Here is an 18,651-nt window from a genome sequence, read left to right as displayed (position 1 = left end):
GGGCTGGGGGATGTCTGAATTTTTGCAACCCTCCTTTGGAAAGAAGAATTTTCCAATATTTCATCATAAAAGTTCCTTGGAGAATCCTTACATATACTTAGATTCTGCAGCCACAACACATAAACCGGAGTGTGTAATAGAAGCTGTTCGTCGATTTTATTCTGAAAGCTATGGGACGGTGTACAGGGGTATATATCAAGATTCTTCGGTAGTAACAGCAGCTTATTCTGGCGTGCGAGAAAAGGTTAAAGAGTTTATTCATGCGGCTTCTGCAAAAGAAGTAGTCTTCACAGGAGGTTGTACTTCAGGACTGAATCAGTTGGCCATAGCTTTTAATGATTCTGAACTAAGCAGGAAAGGGCCTGTAGCTGTGACAGAAGTTGAACATCATGCCAATGTTTTATCTTGGGAAATTGCTGCTAGACGAGTGGGAAACTCTGTCGTTAAGGTGCGTGTTGATGAAGAGGGAAGAATTTGTTTAGAGCATTTGGAATCTCTGCTTAGGCAAGGAGTTTCTCTTGTTAGTTTAGCGCATATAAGTAATGTTTCTGGGGTTATTCAACCTTTGAAAGAGGTCGTCTCTTTGGTTCGGCATTACGGTTCGATACTTTGTCTTGATGCTGCGCAGTCTATTTCTCATCAACCAATAGATGTGCAAAAGTTGGACATAGATTTTATGGTTTTTTCTGGGCATAAGATGTATGGTCCTACAGGGATAGGGATTCTTTATGGGAAAGAGAGCTTACTAGAGAGCTTACCCCCCGCATTTGGTGGAGGGGATATGGTGGATGTTTATGATGCTGAAAAGCCCAGGTTTCAGTCTAGTCCGCTGAAGTTTGAAGCCGGGACGCCGCCGATAGCTGAAGTTATAGGTCTGGGGGAGGCTATAGAATATTTAGAAACTTTAGGATTAGAAAACATTTTTTCGAGAGAGTCCTCCAGTATACAAGGGGTGCTAGAAGAGCTTGAAGGAATGTCTGGAGTAACGATCATAGGTCCGAGGAGGGGCGTTCCACGAGGAGCGTTGATTAGCCTTACTATGGATAATGTGCACCCAATGGATATGGGGGCGCTTTTGGATTCCCGGGGAATCGCGGTTCGAACAGGGCATTTGTGTGCTCAACCAGCAATGAATAAATGGAAAGTTCCTCAAATGTTAAGGGTTTCTCTTGGGGTGTATAATGATGATGAAGACGTGAGAACCTTTCTTAGATCCTTTAGGGAGTCATTAGGGTTTTTATCTTAAAAATCTTTTAATAGGATTGCCTACAAACTTTTTGCTAGAGTTGAGAGCAAAAGCTTTTATCCAATTTTTTAAGCAAGACACATGAGCTTTGGTTGATAAGAAGGCCTCTATGTCGGCCACTGAGCGCATTTCCATTCTATAAACTAGGTGCTTTTTTGAGGAAAAGTTCCAAGTATTTCCAAGAATAAAAGATGTTTCGTAGTGTTGACGAACTAGTTTGTCTGCGAGAGAGTCATAACGGCCGAAAGGGTATATAAAGGCAGAAACGGATCTTTGTAGTAGCTTTTCTAAATTTTTTTTGGACAGAATAACTTCCCCAAGGAGGTAGGGAGGGTTTCGAATAAGATTTCGGATGCCTATTCCGTGGGAAGCCAAAGTGATAGTGGGGGAGGCGGCTAATTGCAATAATTCGTTCGGACAACAAAAAGGGGCTAAAGAAGAAAAGATTTCATCTTGAAAAGATAATGATTCGGGGGCGCTTGTACGTTTTGTTATCGATAAACTGTCGGCTGTAGAATTTGAAGGGATGTAACGCCAAGCAACACCCACCGTTGCGGGAATTTTATGCGCGCAGAGAAAAGGATATACGTAGAAATAGAAATCTGCAGAAGCGTGATCGAAAGTTACGGAAATTTCTTTTGGCAAATAAGAGAGCAGCTTTTTTTCGCGCTGAAGGGAAGGAATCGTCGATGGTTGTGAAAGAGAAAAATGCTCTTTGCAGAAAAGCAGCTGTTGTTTCATAGCCTCTAGATATCGGGGATCCGAGGAGTATGAAACTTTTCTGTAAGCGAGAACTAAACGCATATTGTTAGAGGTTTTCTATATAGCTGGCAAACTTCCAAGATTTTTGGTCTAAAAAGCTACAATAAGAGCCGTACAAAGGATGTTTTGTTATCTCTTGTTTAAATCCTCGAGCATCTACGCCAGCCTTATTGCTTAGATAGGCTGCGCGTAGCAAGGTACAAAAATAAAAGTGGGGGTAGGAATCTTTGTTTTTTGATAATTCTTGCAATAGCTGTTTTGTTTGTTGCAGGGCTTCCAGGAAATTCCCCTGAGACTGAGAAAAAATAATATTGCTTTGTAGGGCAGTGACTGTAGGTAACTGAAGTAGCATGGAGGCCTTATTATGCGCCATATTGTTATATAAAGCGCCCTTTTGACTATCTCCTATTAGGAAAGAGGTTGATGCAAAGAAATGGGAATAAGAAAAAAGCTGATTTGAGCGTTGGCAGAAGATTTTTTCTGCTTTCTGAAGAGGAGCGCTTACATGAGAGGGTTTGAGTCGAGAACATTGAAGGACAGAAGAGAAGAATGTATCGTAGTCACTATTGATTTTTTTACTGTATCGATATTCCCTTCGAAAAAGAATACTGGTTAACAGCACAGCGCTTACACACAAGATCAAAAAGAGTCCTTGAAGAGAAAAAAGATCTTTTCGTCTTTGAGTAGTTCTGTTTTCTTGCATAATGAAGCCTCTTTTCTGTAGTCTTTCAGTCTATAGGGAAGGTTTTTTTTCGTAAATGTCGGGGATGGTGATTGCTTTTGAGAGTAAACCATAGCCTACAAAAAAATATTCTTTGTATGATGAGATCGATGACGGAGGAGAAGGAGTCTAGCAACAGTGGATAATGATGTAGAAGACAAAGTAGTAGAAGTTTCGGTGGAAGCTATTCGAGTAAGTCCATTTCAACCGCGCAAACATTTTTCCGAAGAGGAGTTGAAGGAATTGTCCCAATCTTTGCGCTCTGTGGGTCTTATCCAGCCTCCTGTTGTTAGAGAAATAAAGAATGGGGACAGGGTGCTGTATTACGAGCTCATTGCTGGAGAGCGTCGTTGGAGAGCGTCGGTGTTGGCAGGGTTCACCACCATTCCCGTGCTTGTTCGTGTGTCTAAAGATCAGATCGCCGCAGAGGCTACACTAGTTGAAAATCTTCAGAGAGTAAACCTCAATCCTATGGAAATGGCTGAAGCATTTAAAAAGTTGATAGATGTTTTTGGATTAACGCAGGATCAAGTAGCTAAAAAGGTTGGAAAAAAGCGATCGACAGTGGCGAACTATTTGAGGCTGCTCACATTAGAGGATGGCATAAAGCAGTATATTCGAGATGGCAGTTTGTCTTTAGGCCACGCGAAAGTGGTCTTAATGTTGGAGGACGTTTCTTTGAGAAGCGAGCTTGTCCATGCTATTGTGGAAAAAGGTTTGTCTGTTAGGGATGCAGAGCTTTTAGTTAAGAAGATGCTCAAAGAAGGAGTAAGCGAAGTTTCTTCTGTTGTCAAAGAAAAAATTGCCTTGCGCAATATTTCTGAGGAGAGCATAGCTTCTGTGACATCAAAATTTGCAGCAGCTTTTTCGTCTAAGGTTACTATTCGTTCCAAAGGAGGAAAAGGGACGCTTTCCATACACTTTGAAAATGAGGAGCATTTAGCTAACTTGGAAAAGTTGCTTTCACACGCCGTACAGTGAAGGGCTTGTCAAGGATAAGAGCTAAGGTTTTAGAAGTAGCTTCTGAGGGGAAGTGCTAGCAAATGCAGTCATAGGTTTGTAAGAGGTCTGTTTTTCGTGGTATGGGGCCCGTTTTGCAGAGTTTTTTCCTAAAGGGGCAACGGGAGTAGAAAGGGCATCCTTCAGGAGAAGGGCTTTCGCTGGATGTTGGCAATTCAAAAGGATTTGGCGCGCGCTTTCTTGCTTCTGTTGGAGTGTTTGCTGGTTGAGAGTTTAGTAAAAGTTTTGTGTAAGGATGTTTAGGGGTTTGGAAGACACTTTCTATGCTTCCGGTCTCCATGATCTTCCCTCGATACATGATGATGATGTCAGAACAAAAATGTCTTACAACAGCTAGGTCATGGGAAATAAATAGGTAGTTAATACCCATTGAGGAGTAGAGGTCCTTAAGCATATTTAGTATCTGTGCTTGCATAGAGAGATCCAAGGCCGAAACTATTTCGTCGCAGATGATTAGCTTTGGCTTTCCTATGATAGCTCTTCCTATAGATAATCGTTGCTGCTGTCCTCCGGAGAGTTGGTGGGGGTACATGTATAAGACAGAGTCTGGTAGACCTACTTTGTTTAGAGCTTCTGTTACGAATAGAAGTTGTTCTTCTTTGTTCTTAACAATTCGCTTGCGTAAGAGGATGTCGCCTAGGTTGCTGAGAATATTCTTCCTTGGATTGAGGGAGGAGAAAGGGTCTTGGAAGACCATTCGGATTTCCTTTCTCAGGATAGGGAGTTCTGTTTTTTTAGGTTTGTGAACATTGATGCCATTAAAGATTACAGACCCTGATGTAGGTGTTGACAAGCCTGCGAGCATTAAAGCGAGAGAAGTCTTTCCAGATCCAGATTCACCGATGATTCCTAAAATTCGTCCCGGTTTCATAGTGAAAGAAATGCCGTCTACGGATTTTATTACTTGTTTTTTTGCGAACAAGCCAGAGCTTTTGTAATGATGTTTTTTGAGCTCTGTAACGTTGAGTAGCAACGAGTTAGTAGTCATACAACCAACATCTCACTTCGTGATTATCCCCAATATCCAGGTTTGGCGGGGTACATTGTTTACATTTTTCCATAACTTTTGAACAACGCGGGTGAAAGCGACAACCTGATGGATATTGTGTAGGGTGCGGGGGAGAGCCGTTCATTGTTGATAAATAGGGGCTTACTTGTCCAGCTAAGTTAGGTCTAGAAGCAAAGAGCGCTTGTGTATAGGGGTGGGAAGGGTTGTCGAAAATTTGTTGCGCAGAGCCTCTTTCAATAATTCTTCCCGCGTATAGGACGGTCACTTCGTCAGCGATTTCTGCTACCACCCCCATATTGTGTGTAATTATGAGGATAGCCATGCCTGTTTTTTCTTGTAAATCTCGAAGAAGGGATAAAATTTGGTGTTGAACGGAGACATCTAATGCTGTTGTGGGCTCATCAGCTATAAGGATGTCCGGGTGACATAGAAGGGCCATGGCGATACATATCCGCTGCAACATCCCTCCAGAAAGTTGATGTGGATAGGATTTGAGACATTGATCAGGGTTTTGAATGCGAGTCTCATGTAGGGCTTGGAACAAAAGTTCTTTAATGGAGTGCGAAGGGATCCCTAGGTGTGTATAGACAACCTCTGTTAACTGATGCCCTATGGTATATACGGGGTTTAGAGAGGCCATAGGGTTTTGAAAGATCATAGCAATCTTGTTACCTCGAATTTTTCTTGCAGCCTTGGGTGGTAAAGTAAGTAAATTTTGCTGTTGGTAAAGAGCTAAGCCTTTAGTGATAAATTGTGCTTTGGGTAGGAGGCCAAGAAGGGCTTGAGCTGTCAATGATTTTCCAGATCCAGATTCACCGATAATAGCAAGAGTCTTTTGCTTGTATAGGTCAAAGCTTACAGATTCCACTACTGAGTAGATTTTTTTTTGTTTTACAAGAGAAACGTTAAGGTCTGCAACTTGTAGAATTGGAGAGCGAGGCATAAGTCATTTACAAGATCGTAAAATACGGCTATTATGACGCAAAAGGTATTCTTATGCAAACTCTAGCTAGACTCTTTGGCCAATCTCCTTTTGAACCCTTGCAAGCACACCTAGAGGTTGTTGTAGAGTGTGTTTCTTTGCTTCCAGAAATTTTTGTTGCTGTGAGGGATAAGAAATATTTGAAAGTAGAAGAAATCGCTCAGGATATTTCCAAGAAGGAGTTTCAAGCAGATTGTATCAAGAACGATATGCGAAATCATTTGCCCATGGGTATTTTTACTCCAGTGTCTAGAGTAGGATTATTAGAGATAATCTCTATCCAAGATAGTATTGCAGATACCGCTGAAGATGTAGGAATTTTGTTAACCATTAAACAACTACATTTTCATAAAGATTTTGAAGAGCTTTTTTTCAACTTTTTGGAAAAAAATTTGGAAGCCTTTGGGATAGCGGCAACGCTCATCCAAGAATTTAATCAATTGTTGGAAAGTTCTTTCGGTGGTCGTAAGGCTGATAAAGCTAGAGAATATGTTAGGGATGTTGCTAAAGCTGAGCATCAGGCTGATGTATTGCAAAGAAGTTTGATGAAGGTCTTTTTTCATGATGACTTAGTAATCTCTGAAAAGCAACTATACCTTTGGCTACAAGTAATTAAACGCACAGCGGGAGTTTCTAATGCTTCAGAAAAGTTGGCAAATAGGATCAATATGACTTTGGAAGACAAATAGTTCGTTTTCTATGTTTTATCTTCTGTGTTTTATCGTCCTCTGTAGTTGTTATGCCTCGTGGAATATAGGGGCTAATGATGTAGCTAATGCTGTAGGGACGAGTGTTGGTTCTGGAGTACTAACATTGAAGCAGGCGGTAGTTGTTGCGGCCGTTTTTGAACTCTTAGGAGCGGTATTCTTAGGAAGTCGCGTAGCAGGAACGATAGAAGGGCAGATAATAGACCTTTCTAGTTATACAGGAAATCCCATGGAGTACGTCTTCGCTATGACAGCGGCGCTTCTAGCTACGGGAGTGTGGCTGCAGTTGGCTTCCTTTTTTGGCTGGCCGGTGTCTACAACGCACTCCATTATCGGTGCTGTCATAGGCTCCGGCTTGTCTATTGGAAAGGGCCTGTTTATTCGTTGGGGAGCAGTAGGATCCATAGTGGTTGGTTGGCTGGTTTCTCCTATTCTCGGAGGAAGCGTTGCGTACCTGATTTTTACAATTATTCGAAGGACGGTCTTTTATAAATCGGATCCTGTACGTGCAGTCATCAAAGTTGCACCAGTGATGACTTTTGTTGTCTTCTCTACTATGTCAGCCATCATTTTAGGTGGAAGTAGCCATGTGTCTAAGGTATCTTTTTTCGAACGCTGTGGCATTCTCTTGGGCGTCGGAGTGCTAGCCTTTGTCATATGCTTCTCTCTATTACGGATGAAACGAAGTCAGACAATATCTTCTTCTCCAGTAAAAGGGTCTTTAACGGATCGATTAAAGACTCATGGCGGGGATTATGGAATTAAATATTTACTAGTTGAAAGAGTTTTTGCTTATCTGCAAATAGTTGTAGCAGCCTTTATGGCTTTTGCTCATGGATCCAATGACGTTGCTAATGCTATTGCGCCTTTGCTTGCTGTGATAAAAATAATGAATCCTCAGATGTACTCCCCTCTGACGGTTTCCTTATTGATGGGACTGGGGGGGCTTCTGCTCATTATTGGACTGGCTACTTGGGGATGGAGAGTGATAGAAACCGTAGGATGTAAGATAACAGAGCTGACGCCTTCCAGAGGATTCTCTGCTGGATTTGGTTCTTCTCTTACAATAGCGTTGGCTTCGGCGCTAGGACTACCTGTTTCTACCACTCACGTAGTTGTTGGGGCAGTACTCGGAATAGGCGTTGCTAGGGGTATTCGAGCTATAAATTTAAACATTATCAAAGACATTATCATGTCTTGGTTCATCACTGTCCCTGCTGGGGCTCTTTTTTCTGTGCTCTTTTTCTTTGCTTTAAGAGCTATTTTTGGGTAGAAGGTGGCTCAGACCTTAACACTACTAGGCTCTTGGCGGGCATTATGTAAGTCAAATTACTAACAATAATTGAGGAAGGTAGTATGCAAGAGAATATCTTATCTGTCAGAGATTTGTCTCCAGAAGGGAAACGAGTTATTGTTAGAGTAGATTTCAATGTTCCTGTGAAAGATGGAAAAATTTTAGATGATACTCGAATTAGAGCTGCTCTCCCTACAATTCGCTATCTATTACAAAAAAAAGCTTCCGTTATTGTTATGAGCCATTTAGGACGCCCTAAAGGAAAAGGATATGAGGCAGCTTATAGTCTTCAACCTGTAGCAGAATGTTTATCTAAGTTTCTCGGGTTTCGGGTCCCCTTGGCTTCTGATTGTATCGGTGATAAGGTTGCTCAAGCTGTTGCAGAGTTGCCTTCCGAACGAGTATTATTATTGGAGAATCTTCGTTTTCATGACGGTGAAGAGCATCCCGAAAATCATCCAGAGTTTGCTGCGAACATAGCTTCTTTCGGGGATTTCTATGTTAATGACGCCTTTGGTACGTCACATAGGAAGCATGCTTCTGTGTACGTGGTCCCCCAATTCTTTCCAGAGAGATCTGCTGCTGGATTTCTAGTAGAAAAAGAGTTAGAGTTTTTAGGGCAAAATTTAATTCAAAGTCCGAAGAAGCCTTTTTCTGCCTTGCTAGGAGGAGCCAAAGTATCTTCAAAAATAGGTGTTATAGAAGCTTTGTTGGATAAGGTCGACAATCTTTTACTGGCAGGAGGGATGGGCTATACCTTTTTGAAAGCTATAGGAAAGCAGATTGGAAACTCTCTTTATGAAGAGTCGGGAATTCCTTTAGCAGAAACAATCCTTCGTAAAGCCAAAGACAAAGGAGTTTCTGTTTTCTTGCCAGTTGATGCAGTTGTTGCTAAGGAAGCCAATGTTGATGCAGATACAGAAGTCGTACAGATGGATAAAGGTATCCCTCAGCACCTAGAGGGATTAGATATAGGGCCTGAGACTCTGCAGGCGTTTACAGAAGTTTTTTCTCGATCTGCAACCATCTTTTGGAACGGTCCTGTAGGGGTCTACGAAGTAAAACCTTTTGATAAAGGATCTATGGAGATAGCAAAGTATATAGCTTCTCTCCAAGGAGTAGTGAGTGTCATTGGTGGTGGTGATGCAGGAGCTGTTGCTAATTTAGCAGGAGTTTCTGAAAGAGTTTCTCTTGTGTCCACGGGAGGAGGCGCTTCTCTTGAATTTATAGAGCATGGGATGTTACCTGGGATAGAAGTTTTGTCTCGCAAGTTGTTGTGACTATTTTGTTTGCGCTTGCTTTTGTTTCTTTTTTTTAGATTTTCTTTTTATTGTTCGATATAAATGCTTTTAGAGCGTTTTTGTTTTTTATTGTAAAATAAATAAAACAAAACGCTTTTTTATTTTATGTCGATTAATTCTGTTTGGAATTGTTTTTGTAATCAACGATTCCTATCTTATGGTGATGTAAAAATCGAAAGAGGTACACAAACTCCTCGACGAAGTGTCTTAACGCTTTTATTTTCAGTTAGAAGCGAGAGGTCAAGTTCTTTCATTGCCAAATCTACGCAGTCTTCTTCCCTGAAAGAAGTTTTAGCTGAGTCCTTAGCTGAAGCATCTTCTATCCATAATGTAGTTATAGAGTTAAGAAAAGCTTCAGATCTCCATGAGCAAATTCAAAGCCTTGGAACTGAGTGGCAGTTTCTTAGGGAAACTTTTGTAAAGAACAGTTTACGAGAACACAGCTTGGTGGGAGTTCGCGTTTTAGTGGCTGGAAAACAGAAAGTCGAAGGAAATTCTTTCTTTGCTCCTAGAGTTCTTCGCTGCAAGTTTGGCCTATTGTTAAGAAAGATACTTAAGAAGGGTAAGCAGAGATTTTCTTTGGAATTTCTCAACATATTGTTGCTCTTCTCGATAGGTTTAATTAGAGGTTTTTCTATGCCAGCGCCCTTTTTAGAAGCTAAAGGCCTGCGAGTTGGTTGCGATAGAGAATACTTAAAAGAATTAAGTGTTTTGCTTTACCGAACGAGCTGCAGAAGGACTAGCTTTTATAAGGCTTTGCATCATCTAGACAAATCTTTCAACAAGGCTGTCAGAAGAGTTGGTTCGTTCCTATCCAATGGCGGGAAGTCTAGGATAAATTACCTATCAAAAAGCCAGGCGACTAAATCTAAAGAGCTTATAAAGGCTTTGGAAACAGTAATCCCTGGAGAAGGGAGAAAAGCCCTTTTAGTACTAGTCAATGACACTTTTCAATAATTTTAACTAACAAGGTCAAGTATGAGTATAAATCCAACTGGTGGGCGGCAGAACAATAATCCTTGGGACGACGACTTCGATGTAGAAGAGGGGGCTCAAGGGGAAATAGGGGGGCGCAGAGTATCTTATGATTCCAAGAGTAACTATGATTCGGACAGTGATTTTTCTGTAGGTTCCACGGAGAGCAAAACTACAAGTGTTGCTAGAAGCAACATTAGTAAGACGAACGAAGAGAAGAAGTTTGAATCAGGAAGAAGTCAATCCTCTGGGGCTTTTAGAAAGTTCATGCACAGAATCGCTGGTTGGTTTAGAGGAGAGCCCAAAACCTCCCGATCTTCGACAGAAAATCTTTCTTCAGACGGAGTTTTGAAATCTGGAGAACTAGTTAAAGGTTTAAAAACCATAGCAAAGCATTCCAAGGACCTCAAAGCGAACAGTAAGAAATTAAAAGAGTTATGGGAAGGATTAGAAGCAGAGAGTCCCGTAGAGTATAAGCTTATGAGTCAAAAGCTCTTACTCCAAGCCATGGGGGAAAAGCAAGAATCTATAGCTAAGAGCGCAAGAGGGATATCAACTCAAGGGAAGTTATTAAAACAACTCAAGAGGAATGCGAGAGAAGTATTAACAGAAGCTAATTATGATGGGAACGATAAAGGGGATTGGGATAAGGCTAACATTTTTTATTTATTTTTATTGCAAGTTCAAAATTCTTCGGAAGGTCCAGCAGAACTCATGGATGATTTGAATGAAATTCATGATCCACAACTAACTCAAATAGGGGTTGATCTGGAAAAATTGAAAGCCAAGGGACCAAAAGAATATAGCAAAGGGTTGATGACTTTGTTGAAAGAAGGGCAAACAATGCTGCAACTTGAAAGAGAAAGAATGATGCAGACTATCCCTCAAATTGATTATGGTTTAGTAGGTAGAAGCGTCGGTCATTCCAACTTTCTTCTCAAGGAAATGGAAAAGGTTTATTCCGGTGTTAGCGACAATGCTTTACTAGTTTTAGTCTGCGACTTGTTCCCTCCGAAGGAATAAGCTTTTTATTGCTAATCTTGTTTATAAAGAACCTTTTAATCGTTTTGATTAAAAGGTTTTTTGTTTTATTTGTTTTCAGGTTCTCTCGATTTTGTTTAAAACAAAAGAAAGTTTTAAAATTAAATTAATTAATTTTAGTTTTTTTGTTTAGTTTTTGTGGGAGATTCTAATGACTATAGATCCAAATCAGGGATCTTCAGGGGGAGTACGATGGGACGGGAGCTCTTCGTCCAGTAGTGGATCTCAGAAATCTGAAGGTAGTTTAGGTGGCAGAAGAGTTTCGAGTTCTAGTAGTGAATCAGGAGCATCTCAGAGAGTAGGAGACGTAGTTCGAGGGAGAATGTCTAGTACTTCTTCAACAACTTCGTCGTCATCGTCATCTTCTTCTCACAAAATTTCTAACGAGGGGAAGGGCTTTTTATCCAAAATAGCGGATAAAATACGTTCATTCTTTGGCAAAAGTAGTGTGGGTAGGTCACAAGGGTCTGCGGGACAGCGCGGGGCCAGGTCCGTCAGTTACTCAAATTTGCCTCGAAGTCGCCAAGGGTCCTCCAGTAGTAGCTCCTCTGAAGTGGAAGTAGCCGACAGAGGTTTAGCCTCTCTTCTCACTAGAGGGCGTTCGGAAGGGGTTGACAGTGGATCTTCGTCCTCTTCTAGTAGCTCCCGGGAAGAATCTGTATACGACACTCTTAAGGGTGGAGATAAACATATTTACGAAGAGATGAAACGTTCTGATGCAGGTCAAAATGTTTATGATGATGTTGATCTTTCTCATGGAGAAGAAAACATTTATGATGATGTAGGAATTTCTGGTGAGGAAGAAAACATCTACGATGATGTGGGAATTTCTCGAGGAGAGGACAGTCTTTATGACGACGTGGGTGTTTCTCACAGAAGAGATAGTCTTTATGATGATGTAGGTCTTTCCAGTAGTGACGAGAGTGTATACGAAACTCCGGATGGTAGTGTTTATTACACAGCTAGCGAGGGTAGTCAGCGTTCTTCCGGAGAGGAAAGTATTTATGAAATGCCTGATGATGAGGGATTGAAGCAGCAACAATCTGTAGAGGCAGAAGAGGAACATATCTACGAAGAAATAGGCGATCCTTTTACTGTAGCTTCTTCCGATACTCCTTTAGTTGCTGGGCTAAAAAGAGCTATTCAAGAAGGAATGAAAAATAAAAACTGGGATCCTGCAGGTTTATTAAGAGATAATTGGACGAAGCTAGAAAATGAGCGCCCTGTGGAATATAAGATGTTGGGATTGAGTGTTACATCGCAATCTCTAGAAGATGTTAGAAAAGCCGCCCATAAACAAGCAAAAGGCGCTGCGTCGAATCCGGGTTTACTGAAGCAAGTTAAAGTCAGTACTAGACATTTATTAGATAAGTCTCTCCTAGAGGGGAACGATGGGGGGTATTGGGATTCTGCTAACATCTTGATAATGTTCTTGCTAGAGGCGGGAACGGCTTCGAATGTTCGGGAGCTTATGGAAGAACTCAACGATTCCGCTGATGCTGATCTGACTCAGTTGGGACAGGATCTTCAAACCCTAAAAGAGAGGTCTCCAAAAGATTACAACAAAGCTCTAGAAGGCATGGTGAACCAGGTTCAAGGGATGATCTCTTTGCTACAGAAAGAAATAGAATCAGCAAATCCTGGGTATAATAAAGCGTTGGTAACATCCAGTTTAAACTCTACACAACTTTTGTTTAAGCATATGGAAAAGCAGACGCCGACATCATCTCTTGTTGCTAAGCAGGTGATGGTGAATGACATGTTCCCTCCAAGGAACGATTAATAATGGGGTTTCCAGATGGTTAGTGGGATACCTCCTAGAGGGGATGACTCAAGGTTTCAATCTGAGGACGTAACTTCTCCAAAGTTTAGTAGTAGTGACGAGTCTAGTGATTCTATGGATGAAATAGAAGAGCTAGACAACAGGATTTCTGAATGTGCTGGGGAAGTTTTTGAGACGCAAGAAGGCACCCCAAAAACTCAGGGGTATGCATCGGAATATGATCTTCGAGGACGAGTGGAGCAAGAGGTGCCGACAGGATTTTTCCGGAGTCTTATCCGTAGAATATTTTCGATAGCCCGTAGAGTCTGGGGGGCTATACGCAGATATTGTTATTGCTCCGGGAGAAAGACTACTTCTCGAGAGACTTCCCATGAGGGATTCATATCCTATCAGGATGAACACTTAGATGATCATAATGAAGAAGTTTTTGGATCTCAGGGGTCTAGTAGTTCTCAGGATTCTCTTGTTCAGTATAATAGGAGGTTGAAAGCTGGTTTTGCCAGGGTGGTATTAGCTCCACTAAAGTTTAAAGCGCCCGCACACAGTAAGGAGTCTGTCGTTGCAACGGCTAAATTGATGTTGCAGGCTCTTGGAAGAGTAGACGAGATAAAATCTTTATTCTTAGGAATTCCTTTAGAATCAGAAACTAAAAAATCTTTAATCCAAGATTTATCCGAAAACTCTATGGCTAAATGGAAGGAAATAGAGAGTTTTTATGAAAAGCAGTCGTCTATTAGTGTCTTAGATCCAGCTTCTAGTATTCCTGCTATGCGAGCCTTGTTGAAATTATGTATGGCACCAACCTTTTCCGTAAGCTACGAAGCATCTGATATGATGACCTCTCTTTCCGATTTTGATCCCTTAAGAAGCTATGAGTCGGAAAAACTTTTAGCCCAATTACTGCAAGAGTTTGCTACGGGTGGAGAAGATGAAAGATTGCTAGTCAAAGACTTATTGTTTGGGCTAAGAGAAAAATTTGTTAGGGAACTGGAATCCTTGATAAGCAAGATCTCTGAAGCGTATCCCAGTTTAGATCAGAACGTTATTGATAATACGGTGGATGCAAATGCAGCTACCATCGCTAAAGCTTACTATCATGATGACGTAGCTTTCGATAAGCAACTCAATGCTGTAGTTAAAAGATTTTTCCGTGGTTGGAAGAAGCTAGATTTTTCCTTGCTTTCTAGTTAAGGTCTGTTGTCCAAGATTTTTGTTGTTTTTGTTTCTGCCTGATAAGACTTAAGAGTATCTATGTTGGATTTTACTTTCTCCACAGACTACTATCTTAGGATGATAGAGCTTTCTATTAGAGAGTGTGGATCAGATTTAGTTTATAATAAAAAATTGCAGCAACTTGAAGCAATTGCGGACAAGGAGCATTTTTCAGAATCTTTGGTCTGGGACGATCTAACACTTATCTCAGCGTTGAATAAACTCATTGGGCATGATAATAGAGCCTATTTGGGCTTTATCAGACTTCTTGGAGTGATAGATAGATTAGTAGAGGAGGAAAAGAGAAAGCATAGGTCTTGGCTAAGTAGACTAACGAACAGTTGTTCTGAGAATGAAGTTATTACAAAAAAACTTCTTAGAATAAAAACTCTTTTGCTTGCGGGGCTTCAAGAATCCCAATCCAAAATCATGTCGGCCTTTCAAAGTAGAGTGGAGAAGCCTCATTGGCCAAATAAGCTTTTAGAAAATTCTTCAAGGACTGCTTCTAAAAAGGCAGCACTGGACTCCAATGCTGCTTTGACACAGCTCGTTCGCAATGTTGTGAAAATCAAACAAAATGAAACGTTCTTTCTTAGAACATTGTTGAAGTTTTTGATGTCCGATGACGAAGTTGCAAACGAAGTGAAGGGCAGATTATTAGAAAAAATGCTTACCGACTCCATAAGTTCCCAAATTGCAGAGCCAAGAGAGGCCGAGAATACAATTATTAAAAAACTTTTGTCTCTGGCTAGATTTAGTTCGGAAGACTTTTGTTTGTTAGCGAAGGAAACTCTTAAAGCTGGCATTGTTAAAGGGGAATTTCCTTGGAGATCCTTGGAAAGCTGTTTGCACTCTAATCAGGGACGAGGAGTCTTTGGAGAGTGGGAGTTAGTTTGCACGCAAGATATGGAAGTTTTTAGAAATGTCCAAGTTATTTTGAGTCAAGCTGTTCTCAAAGAACTTCGAAGGGAAAAAAGCTTCTCGTTAGCAGAGGCGACTGAAGAAGTTCAGGAAGTGGTGCTTTTTATCGATTCTATTACAGACAAAGACATTGGCCTAGAGTGGTTAGCAGATGTTCTTTTGGATAGTTGGGTATCGATTCATAGAGAAGCTTTTAAGCGTTCTTTAGCAGAGCTAGTTTCATATGTGTAGAAAAAGCCTTTCAGGAGAAAGAGAGTTTTCTTATCATGGACTGCTATGATTCCTTTTCGTTTGTATCACTTGCATCGGGTTCTAGAAGAATTTTTTATTGCGGGAGCGGCAAAACCTTCAGATAAAGTGTTGGCTCAGTACTTTAAGGTTAATAAGTCTTTGGGGGCAAAAGATCGAAAATTTATTAACTTGTACTTTTATCAAATTATTAGGAACTACTTGTTTTTGAAAAGTCTTTTAGAAAAGGTAGCTCGAGAGTGTTCTGTAGAGAATCTTTGTTCATTTGTTTTAGAAAACAATATAGAGGCTCTGAGAGAAACCAGTTCTTGTCCACAGGCTGTTCGTTACTCCGTGTCTGATGATTTTTTAACCCTGTTAAAAGAGTCTTATTCAGAGAAATATGTTCGAGAATGCTTGAACATCTTCTTGGAGGAAGCTCCTATAAGCATTCGGGTCAATGCTCGAAAATGTTCTCCTGAACAGTTATTGCGACGTTGGGAAGGACGTTTCATTGGTAAAGAATGTCTTGATGTTCCTGGAGCAATTCTGTTAGCGGAGAGGTATCCCCTACAAAGCACCAAAGAATTTCGGGAAGGATGGTTTGAGTTTCAAGACCTATCTTCCCAAAAAATCTCTAGAGAAATTCCTATGACCTCTTCTGACATTGTTCTTGATTATTGCGCAGGAGCGGGAGGAAAGAGTTTGGTCTTTGTCGAAACAGCTTCCCAGGTTCTTCTCCACGATGTTCGGGAAAAAGCTTTGCAGCAAGCTTACAAGCGTTTAGTGCGTTCGGGAAACTCTAACTTTTTAATCACGGGTAAGGACTATTTAAATGAATACGTAGGGAAATGTCATGTCGTTGTTGTTGACGCGCCCTGCTCTGGATCAGGAACTTTCCGCAGGCACCCCGAAGGAAAGTGGTTGCTGTCTCTTGACAAGGTGTCTCAGTGGACGGCTCTTCAAAGAAGTATCGTTGAAGAAGCTAAAAATTTTGTCTGCAACTCGGGCAGGTTGGTTTACGCCACTTGCTCTATCCTTCCTCAGGAGAACGAGGAGCAAAAGGAGTTTTTTATCAAAACTTATGGTTGGAAAGTGGAGAAGGAAACCAAACTGCTGCCTGTTGCTGGATCTGGTGATGGAATGTATTCTGTAATTTTTAAGGTTTAAATTACTCCCACTGTAATTGCTCTAGAAGACAGGATAAAAAAACAAATCCGTGTTCGTAAAGTAGAGCTACATCATTACTTAGCTCTTGATCAGACAAAAGTTCCTTGAAAGAAAAAAGCTGAGAGCAAAACCCTTCACAAGGGACTTTACAAGAAAAGTTTTCGCTTAGAGAAGATGTGTTTTGGAAAATAAGCCCTTCAGTAACAGACTGATCATCTTCATCAACTTCTATAACACAAACGGAAGAATCTTTTTGCACATCCTCGATAGAGGATGGTTGAAGATCTAATTCTGGAAGAGAGGTCTCTTGGGGAGAGGAGTCAGAAGGATGTTCGGAGAAAGAAAAAGGGGTTGGTTGAGGGGCTGCAATAGGAATAGCCACAGCTTCTTTGTAGAGAGATTCTGTGACAAATAATGATTTAGACGGAGGCATACTTGCCAGGCTCGTGTGCGGGCCAAAGAAAATAGCCGCCAAGGCAATAAGACAATAGTTTGTGATCTTGGAACACATAAAATGCATACTCTTAGTAAAGCGTTTGCTCGATATATTTTTACAAGTGTTGGTGGTAGTAGGAGTTTATCTATGTTTTGAAATCCTATTTTTTTGAAAGCTCCCAGAAAAGACCGAAAGGACGCGCCTCCTCCATCGGCACCCTTTCAGTGGAGCCCAAAAGGAACTAGCGCACAGCAAATCAAAAATTAGAAAAAACTATAACCCCGACCCGGGCAATCAAAAACCCAGCGGAGCCAGGAGGATTTTAGTTAAAGTAAGAAAAAAAATATATTAAATTATAAGAAAATGCTCCTAGCTCGGCGGCGAGAACGCTTTTTCCATAAAAAGAAACTCGTGTATACAACAAAAAAAGCAGGAACAAACTTTTTCATTACAAAAACAGAAAGCATGGAAAGCAAATTTTGCGTGATGCGTTTCTGGGTAAAAACGGGAAATGAAGATAAAATGTGCCCGGAAGTATCGATGACTTGAAATTCTCCTAAGCAGACACCTTTTGCTATAGGTAGTTTTTTTAGTTTTTGTTGGAAAATTACAGAAGCTCTCTTCTTCCCTTCAGAAGGGAAATAGTTATAATAAACTCCTTCTGGGAGCGGAGCTTTAATTTTTTTCCAGCTATTGTTGAAAGATATTGGAAAAGACGTTCCAGGAGGTAATAGGAACTCTTTTTGATGCGGTTCATTCAAAGCTGTTTCGAATAAAGCGCGTACATCTTCGTATAGAGTTGTTACGGATTTATGATACCCAGAAGCTACGACAATAACTTCTCTCCGATGATTTTTTGCTGCACATATTAAATTTTTTCCAGCACACCTTGTAGATCCAGTTTTTCCTCCTACGGCGTATTCGTAATAAAATTGTGAAGAGGGGAGGATCATCTTATTAGTTTGTTGGAAAACTCTGCTGGCTTCTAAATTGGTTTCTAAAGATTTATATCGAGTGGTTGTTATAGCCTCTCTGAATAGAGGATGCCTTAAGGCATAGCGAAATATTAGAGCAAGATCTCTTGTTGTGGTGAAATGATCAGGATGATGAAGACCATGAGGATTATTGAAATGTGTCGAAGAGCATCCTATATGCTTCAAGAAAGCATTTAACTCCTCCATAAACTTAGGAATCGAGCCCGCGCAGGCTCCTGCTAAAGCATTAGCAGCGTCGTTAGCAGAGCAGACCAAAAGAGAGAAGAATAGTTCTTTGCCCAAGACTTCTTCTCTTACTTTTAACCCCATATTGGAACCATCACTTTCCAACCAGTAGGGAGGGCTGCGGTATCCAGAATCCTTCTTAACTTCTGGCGTTATCGTGGATAGGTAATCTTTTTTTATTGTGATGTACTTTTCTAAAATTTCTGGGTAGCGGACTAAAATGAAGAGAGCAGTGGCAATCTTTGTCATGCTCGCAGGATAGATAGTGTTTTCTGAGTTTTTCTCATACAAGATACGCCCATCAGAAGCATTTATGAGTAGAAGGTTCTCTCCTGAAAGTTTGAGCGAAGAATTTATTACAGAGTCGAGGGTTGCTGAAAGGAAAAAACTTTGACTTGCAAAAAAGAAAACTACGTAGAAGAGGGATTTTTTTAACAAAAGAGAGTTCATTAGGAAAAGTTTTGTATGGGTAATTGCTTCTAGAGACAAATATCGCTATTTCTACTTTTGTTTTTCAATATGTAGTTAAAGGGAGCGGACCTAAAAATGTGTATTTTTGATGGTTTATTAAACGGCAGTCTTCATCTGAGATTAGTTTGAGATATGGAAAAGTCTCTTCAGCG

The 18,651-nt window shown here is 40.8% G+C and carries 17 protein-coding genes; 11 read left to right on the top strand and 6 right to left on the bottom strand.

Annotation, left to right across the window (positions count from 1 at the left end):
- Positions 1-10 precede the first annotated feature (10 nt).
- Complete coding sequence (locus KJA58_RS03970) at positions 11-1,246, top strand: SufS family cysteine desulfurase (protein WP_213358149.1); 1,236 nt, start codon at positions 11-13, stop codon at positions 1,244-1,246.
- Here KJA58_RS03970 and KJA58_RS03965 read toward each other — a convergent pair.
- Positions 1,238-2,050 carry a polysaccharide deacetylase family protein gene (locus KJA58_RS03965; RefSeq protein ID WP_213358148.1) on the bottom strand — a complete coding sequence of 271 codons (813 nt, stop codon included), beginning with the start codon at positions 2,048-2,050 and terminating at the stop codon, positions 1,238-1,240. The genes KJA58_RS03970 and KJA58_RS03965 overlap by 9 nt on opposite strands.
- Positions 2,051-2,054: 4 nt before the next feature.
- Positions 2,055-2,711, bottom strand: a complete 657-nt coding sequence (locus tag KJA58_RS03960) for a hypothetical protein (protein WP_213358147.1) — start codon at positions 2,709-2,711, stop codon at positions 2,055-2,057.
- 156 nt (positions 2,712-2,867) lie between these two features.
- Between KJA58_RS03960 and KJA58_RS03955 the strand changes: the two genes are divergently transcribed.
- Entirely contained in the window at positions 2,868-3,710 is an 843-nt protein-coding gene (locus KJA58_RS03955; RefSeq protein ID WP_213358146.1) for a ParB/RepB/Spo0J family partition protein, read from the top strand.
- A gap of 55 nt (positions 3,711-3,765) precedes the next feature.
- On the opposite strand, the gene KJA58_RS03950 is transcribed toward KJA58_RS03955, so the two are convergent.
- On the bottom strand, positions 3,766-4,737 hold the full coding sequence (locus tag KJA58_RS03950) for an oligopeptide/dipeptide ABC transporter ATP-binding protein (RefSeq protein ID WP_213358145.1): 972 nt from the start codon (positions 4,735-4,737) through the stop codon (positions 3,766-3,768).
- Positions 4,727-5,701, bottom strand: a complete 975-nt coding sequence (locus KJA58_RS03945) for an ABC transporter ATP-binding protein (RefSeq protein ID WP_213358144.1) — start codon at positions 5,699-5,701, stop codon at positions 4,727-4,729. The genes KJA58_RS03950 and KJA58_RS03945 overlap by 11 nt, the downstream gene beginning before the upstream one ends.
- A 53-nt stretch (positions 5,702-5,754) precedes the next feature.
- Between KJA58_RS03945 and KJA58_RS03940 the strand changes: the two genes are divergently transcribed.
- The 9 genes from KJA58_RS03940 (at position 5,755) to KJA58_RS03900 (ending at position 16,372) form a co-directional block, all read left to right on the top strand.
- A complete protein-coding gene (locus KJA58_RS03940; RefSeq protein ID WP_213358143.1) occupies positions 5,755-6,429 on the top strand; it encodes a TIGR00153 family protein in 675 nt (224 codons plus the stop codon).
- Positions 6,430-6,439: 10 nt separating this feature from the next.
- Positions 6,440-7,720: an inorganic phosphate transporter gene (locus KJA58_RS03935; RefSeq protein WP_213358142.1), complete on the top strand. Its 1,281-nt coding sequence runs from the start codon at positions 6,440-6,442 to the stop codon at positions 7,718-7,720.
- Between the two features lie 83 nt (positions 7,721-7,803).
- The gene (locus KJA58_RS03930) at positions 7,804-9,021 is read left to right on the top strand and encodes a phosphoglycerate kinase (RefSeq protein WP_213358141.1); all 1,218 of its coding nucleotides are present in this window, start codon (positions 7,804-7,806) and stop codon (positions 9,019-9,021) included.
- 126 nt (positions 9,022-9,147) lie between these two features.
- Positions 9,148-9,999: a hypothetical protein gene (locus KJA58_RS03925; protein ID WP_213358140.1), complete on the top strand. Its 852-nt coding sequence runs from the start codon at positions 9,148-9,150 to the stop codon at positions 9,997-9,999.
- Positions 10,000-10,020: 21 nt separating this feature from the next.
- Complete coding sequence (semD, locus tag KJA58_RS03920) at positions 10,021-11,040, top strand: SemD/SinC family type III secretion system effector (protein ID WP_213358139.1); 1,020 nt, start codon at positions 10,021-10,023, stop codon at positions 11,038-11,040.
- A gap of 169 nt (positions 11,041-11,209) precedes the next feature.
- On the top strand, positions 11,210-12,841 hold the full coding sequence (locus KJA58_RS03915) for a hypothetical protein (RefSeq protein ID WP_213358138.1): 1,632 nt from the start codon (positions 11,210-11,212) through the stop codon (positions 12,839-12,841).
- Between the two features lie 15 nt (positions 12,842-12,856).
- Positions 12,857-14,032, top strand: a complete 1,176-nt coding sequence (locus KJA58_RS03910) for a TmeB family type III secretion system effector (RefSeq protein WP_213358137.1) — start codon at positions 12,857-12,859, stop codon at positions 14,030-14,032.
- A 60-nt stretch (positions 14,033-14,092) separates the two neighbouring features.
- Positions 14,093-15,205 (top strand): hypothetical protein, encoded by a 1,113-nt coding sequence (locus KJA58_RS03905; protein WP_213358136.1) that lies wholly within the window; start codon positions 14,093-14,095, stop codon positions 15,203-15,205.
- Between the two features lie 45 nt (positions 15,206-15,250).
- Positions 15,251-16,372 (top strand): RsmB/NOP family class I SAM-dependent RNA methyltransferase, encoded by a 1,122-nt coding sequence (locus KJA58_RS03900; RefSeq protein ID WP_213358135.1) that lies wholly within the window; start codon positions 15,251-15,253, stop codon positions 16,370-16,372.
- A gap of 1 nt (position 16,373) precedes the next feature.
- Here the strand turns inward: KJA58_RS03900 and KJA58_RS03895 are convergent, their stop codons facing one another.
- Positions 16,374-16,805 (bottom strand): hypothetical protein, encoded by a 432-nt coding sequence (locus KJA58_RS03895; protein WP_213358134.1) that lies wholly within the window; start codon positions 16,803-16,805, stop codon positions 16,374-16,376.
- 356 nt (positions 16,806-17,161) lie between these two features.
- Complete coding sequence (locus tag KJA58_RS03890; protein ID WP_213358133.1) at positions 17,162-18,478, bottom strand: D-alanyl-D-alanine carboxypeptidase family protein; 1,317 nt, start codon at positions 18,476-18,478, stop codon at positions 17,162-17,164.
- Positions 18,479-18,651: the final 173 nt, after the last annotated feature.

This window comes from Chlamydiifrater phoenicopteri (genome assembly GCF_902807005.1).
In the GTDB taxonomy this organism is placed as follows: domain Bacteria; phylum Chlamydiota; class Chlamydiia; order Chlamydiales; family Chlamydiaceae; genus Chlamydiifrater; species Chlamydiifrater phoenicopteri.
This window is presented reverse-complemented; position numbering and strand designations above follow the sequence as displayed.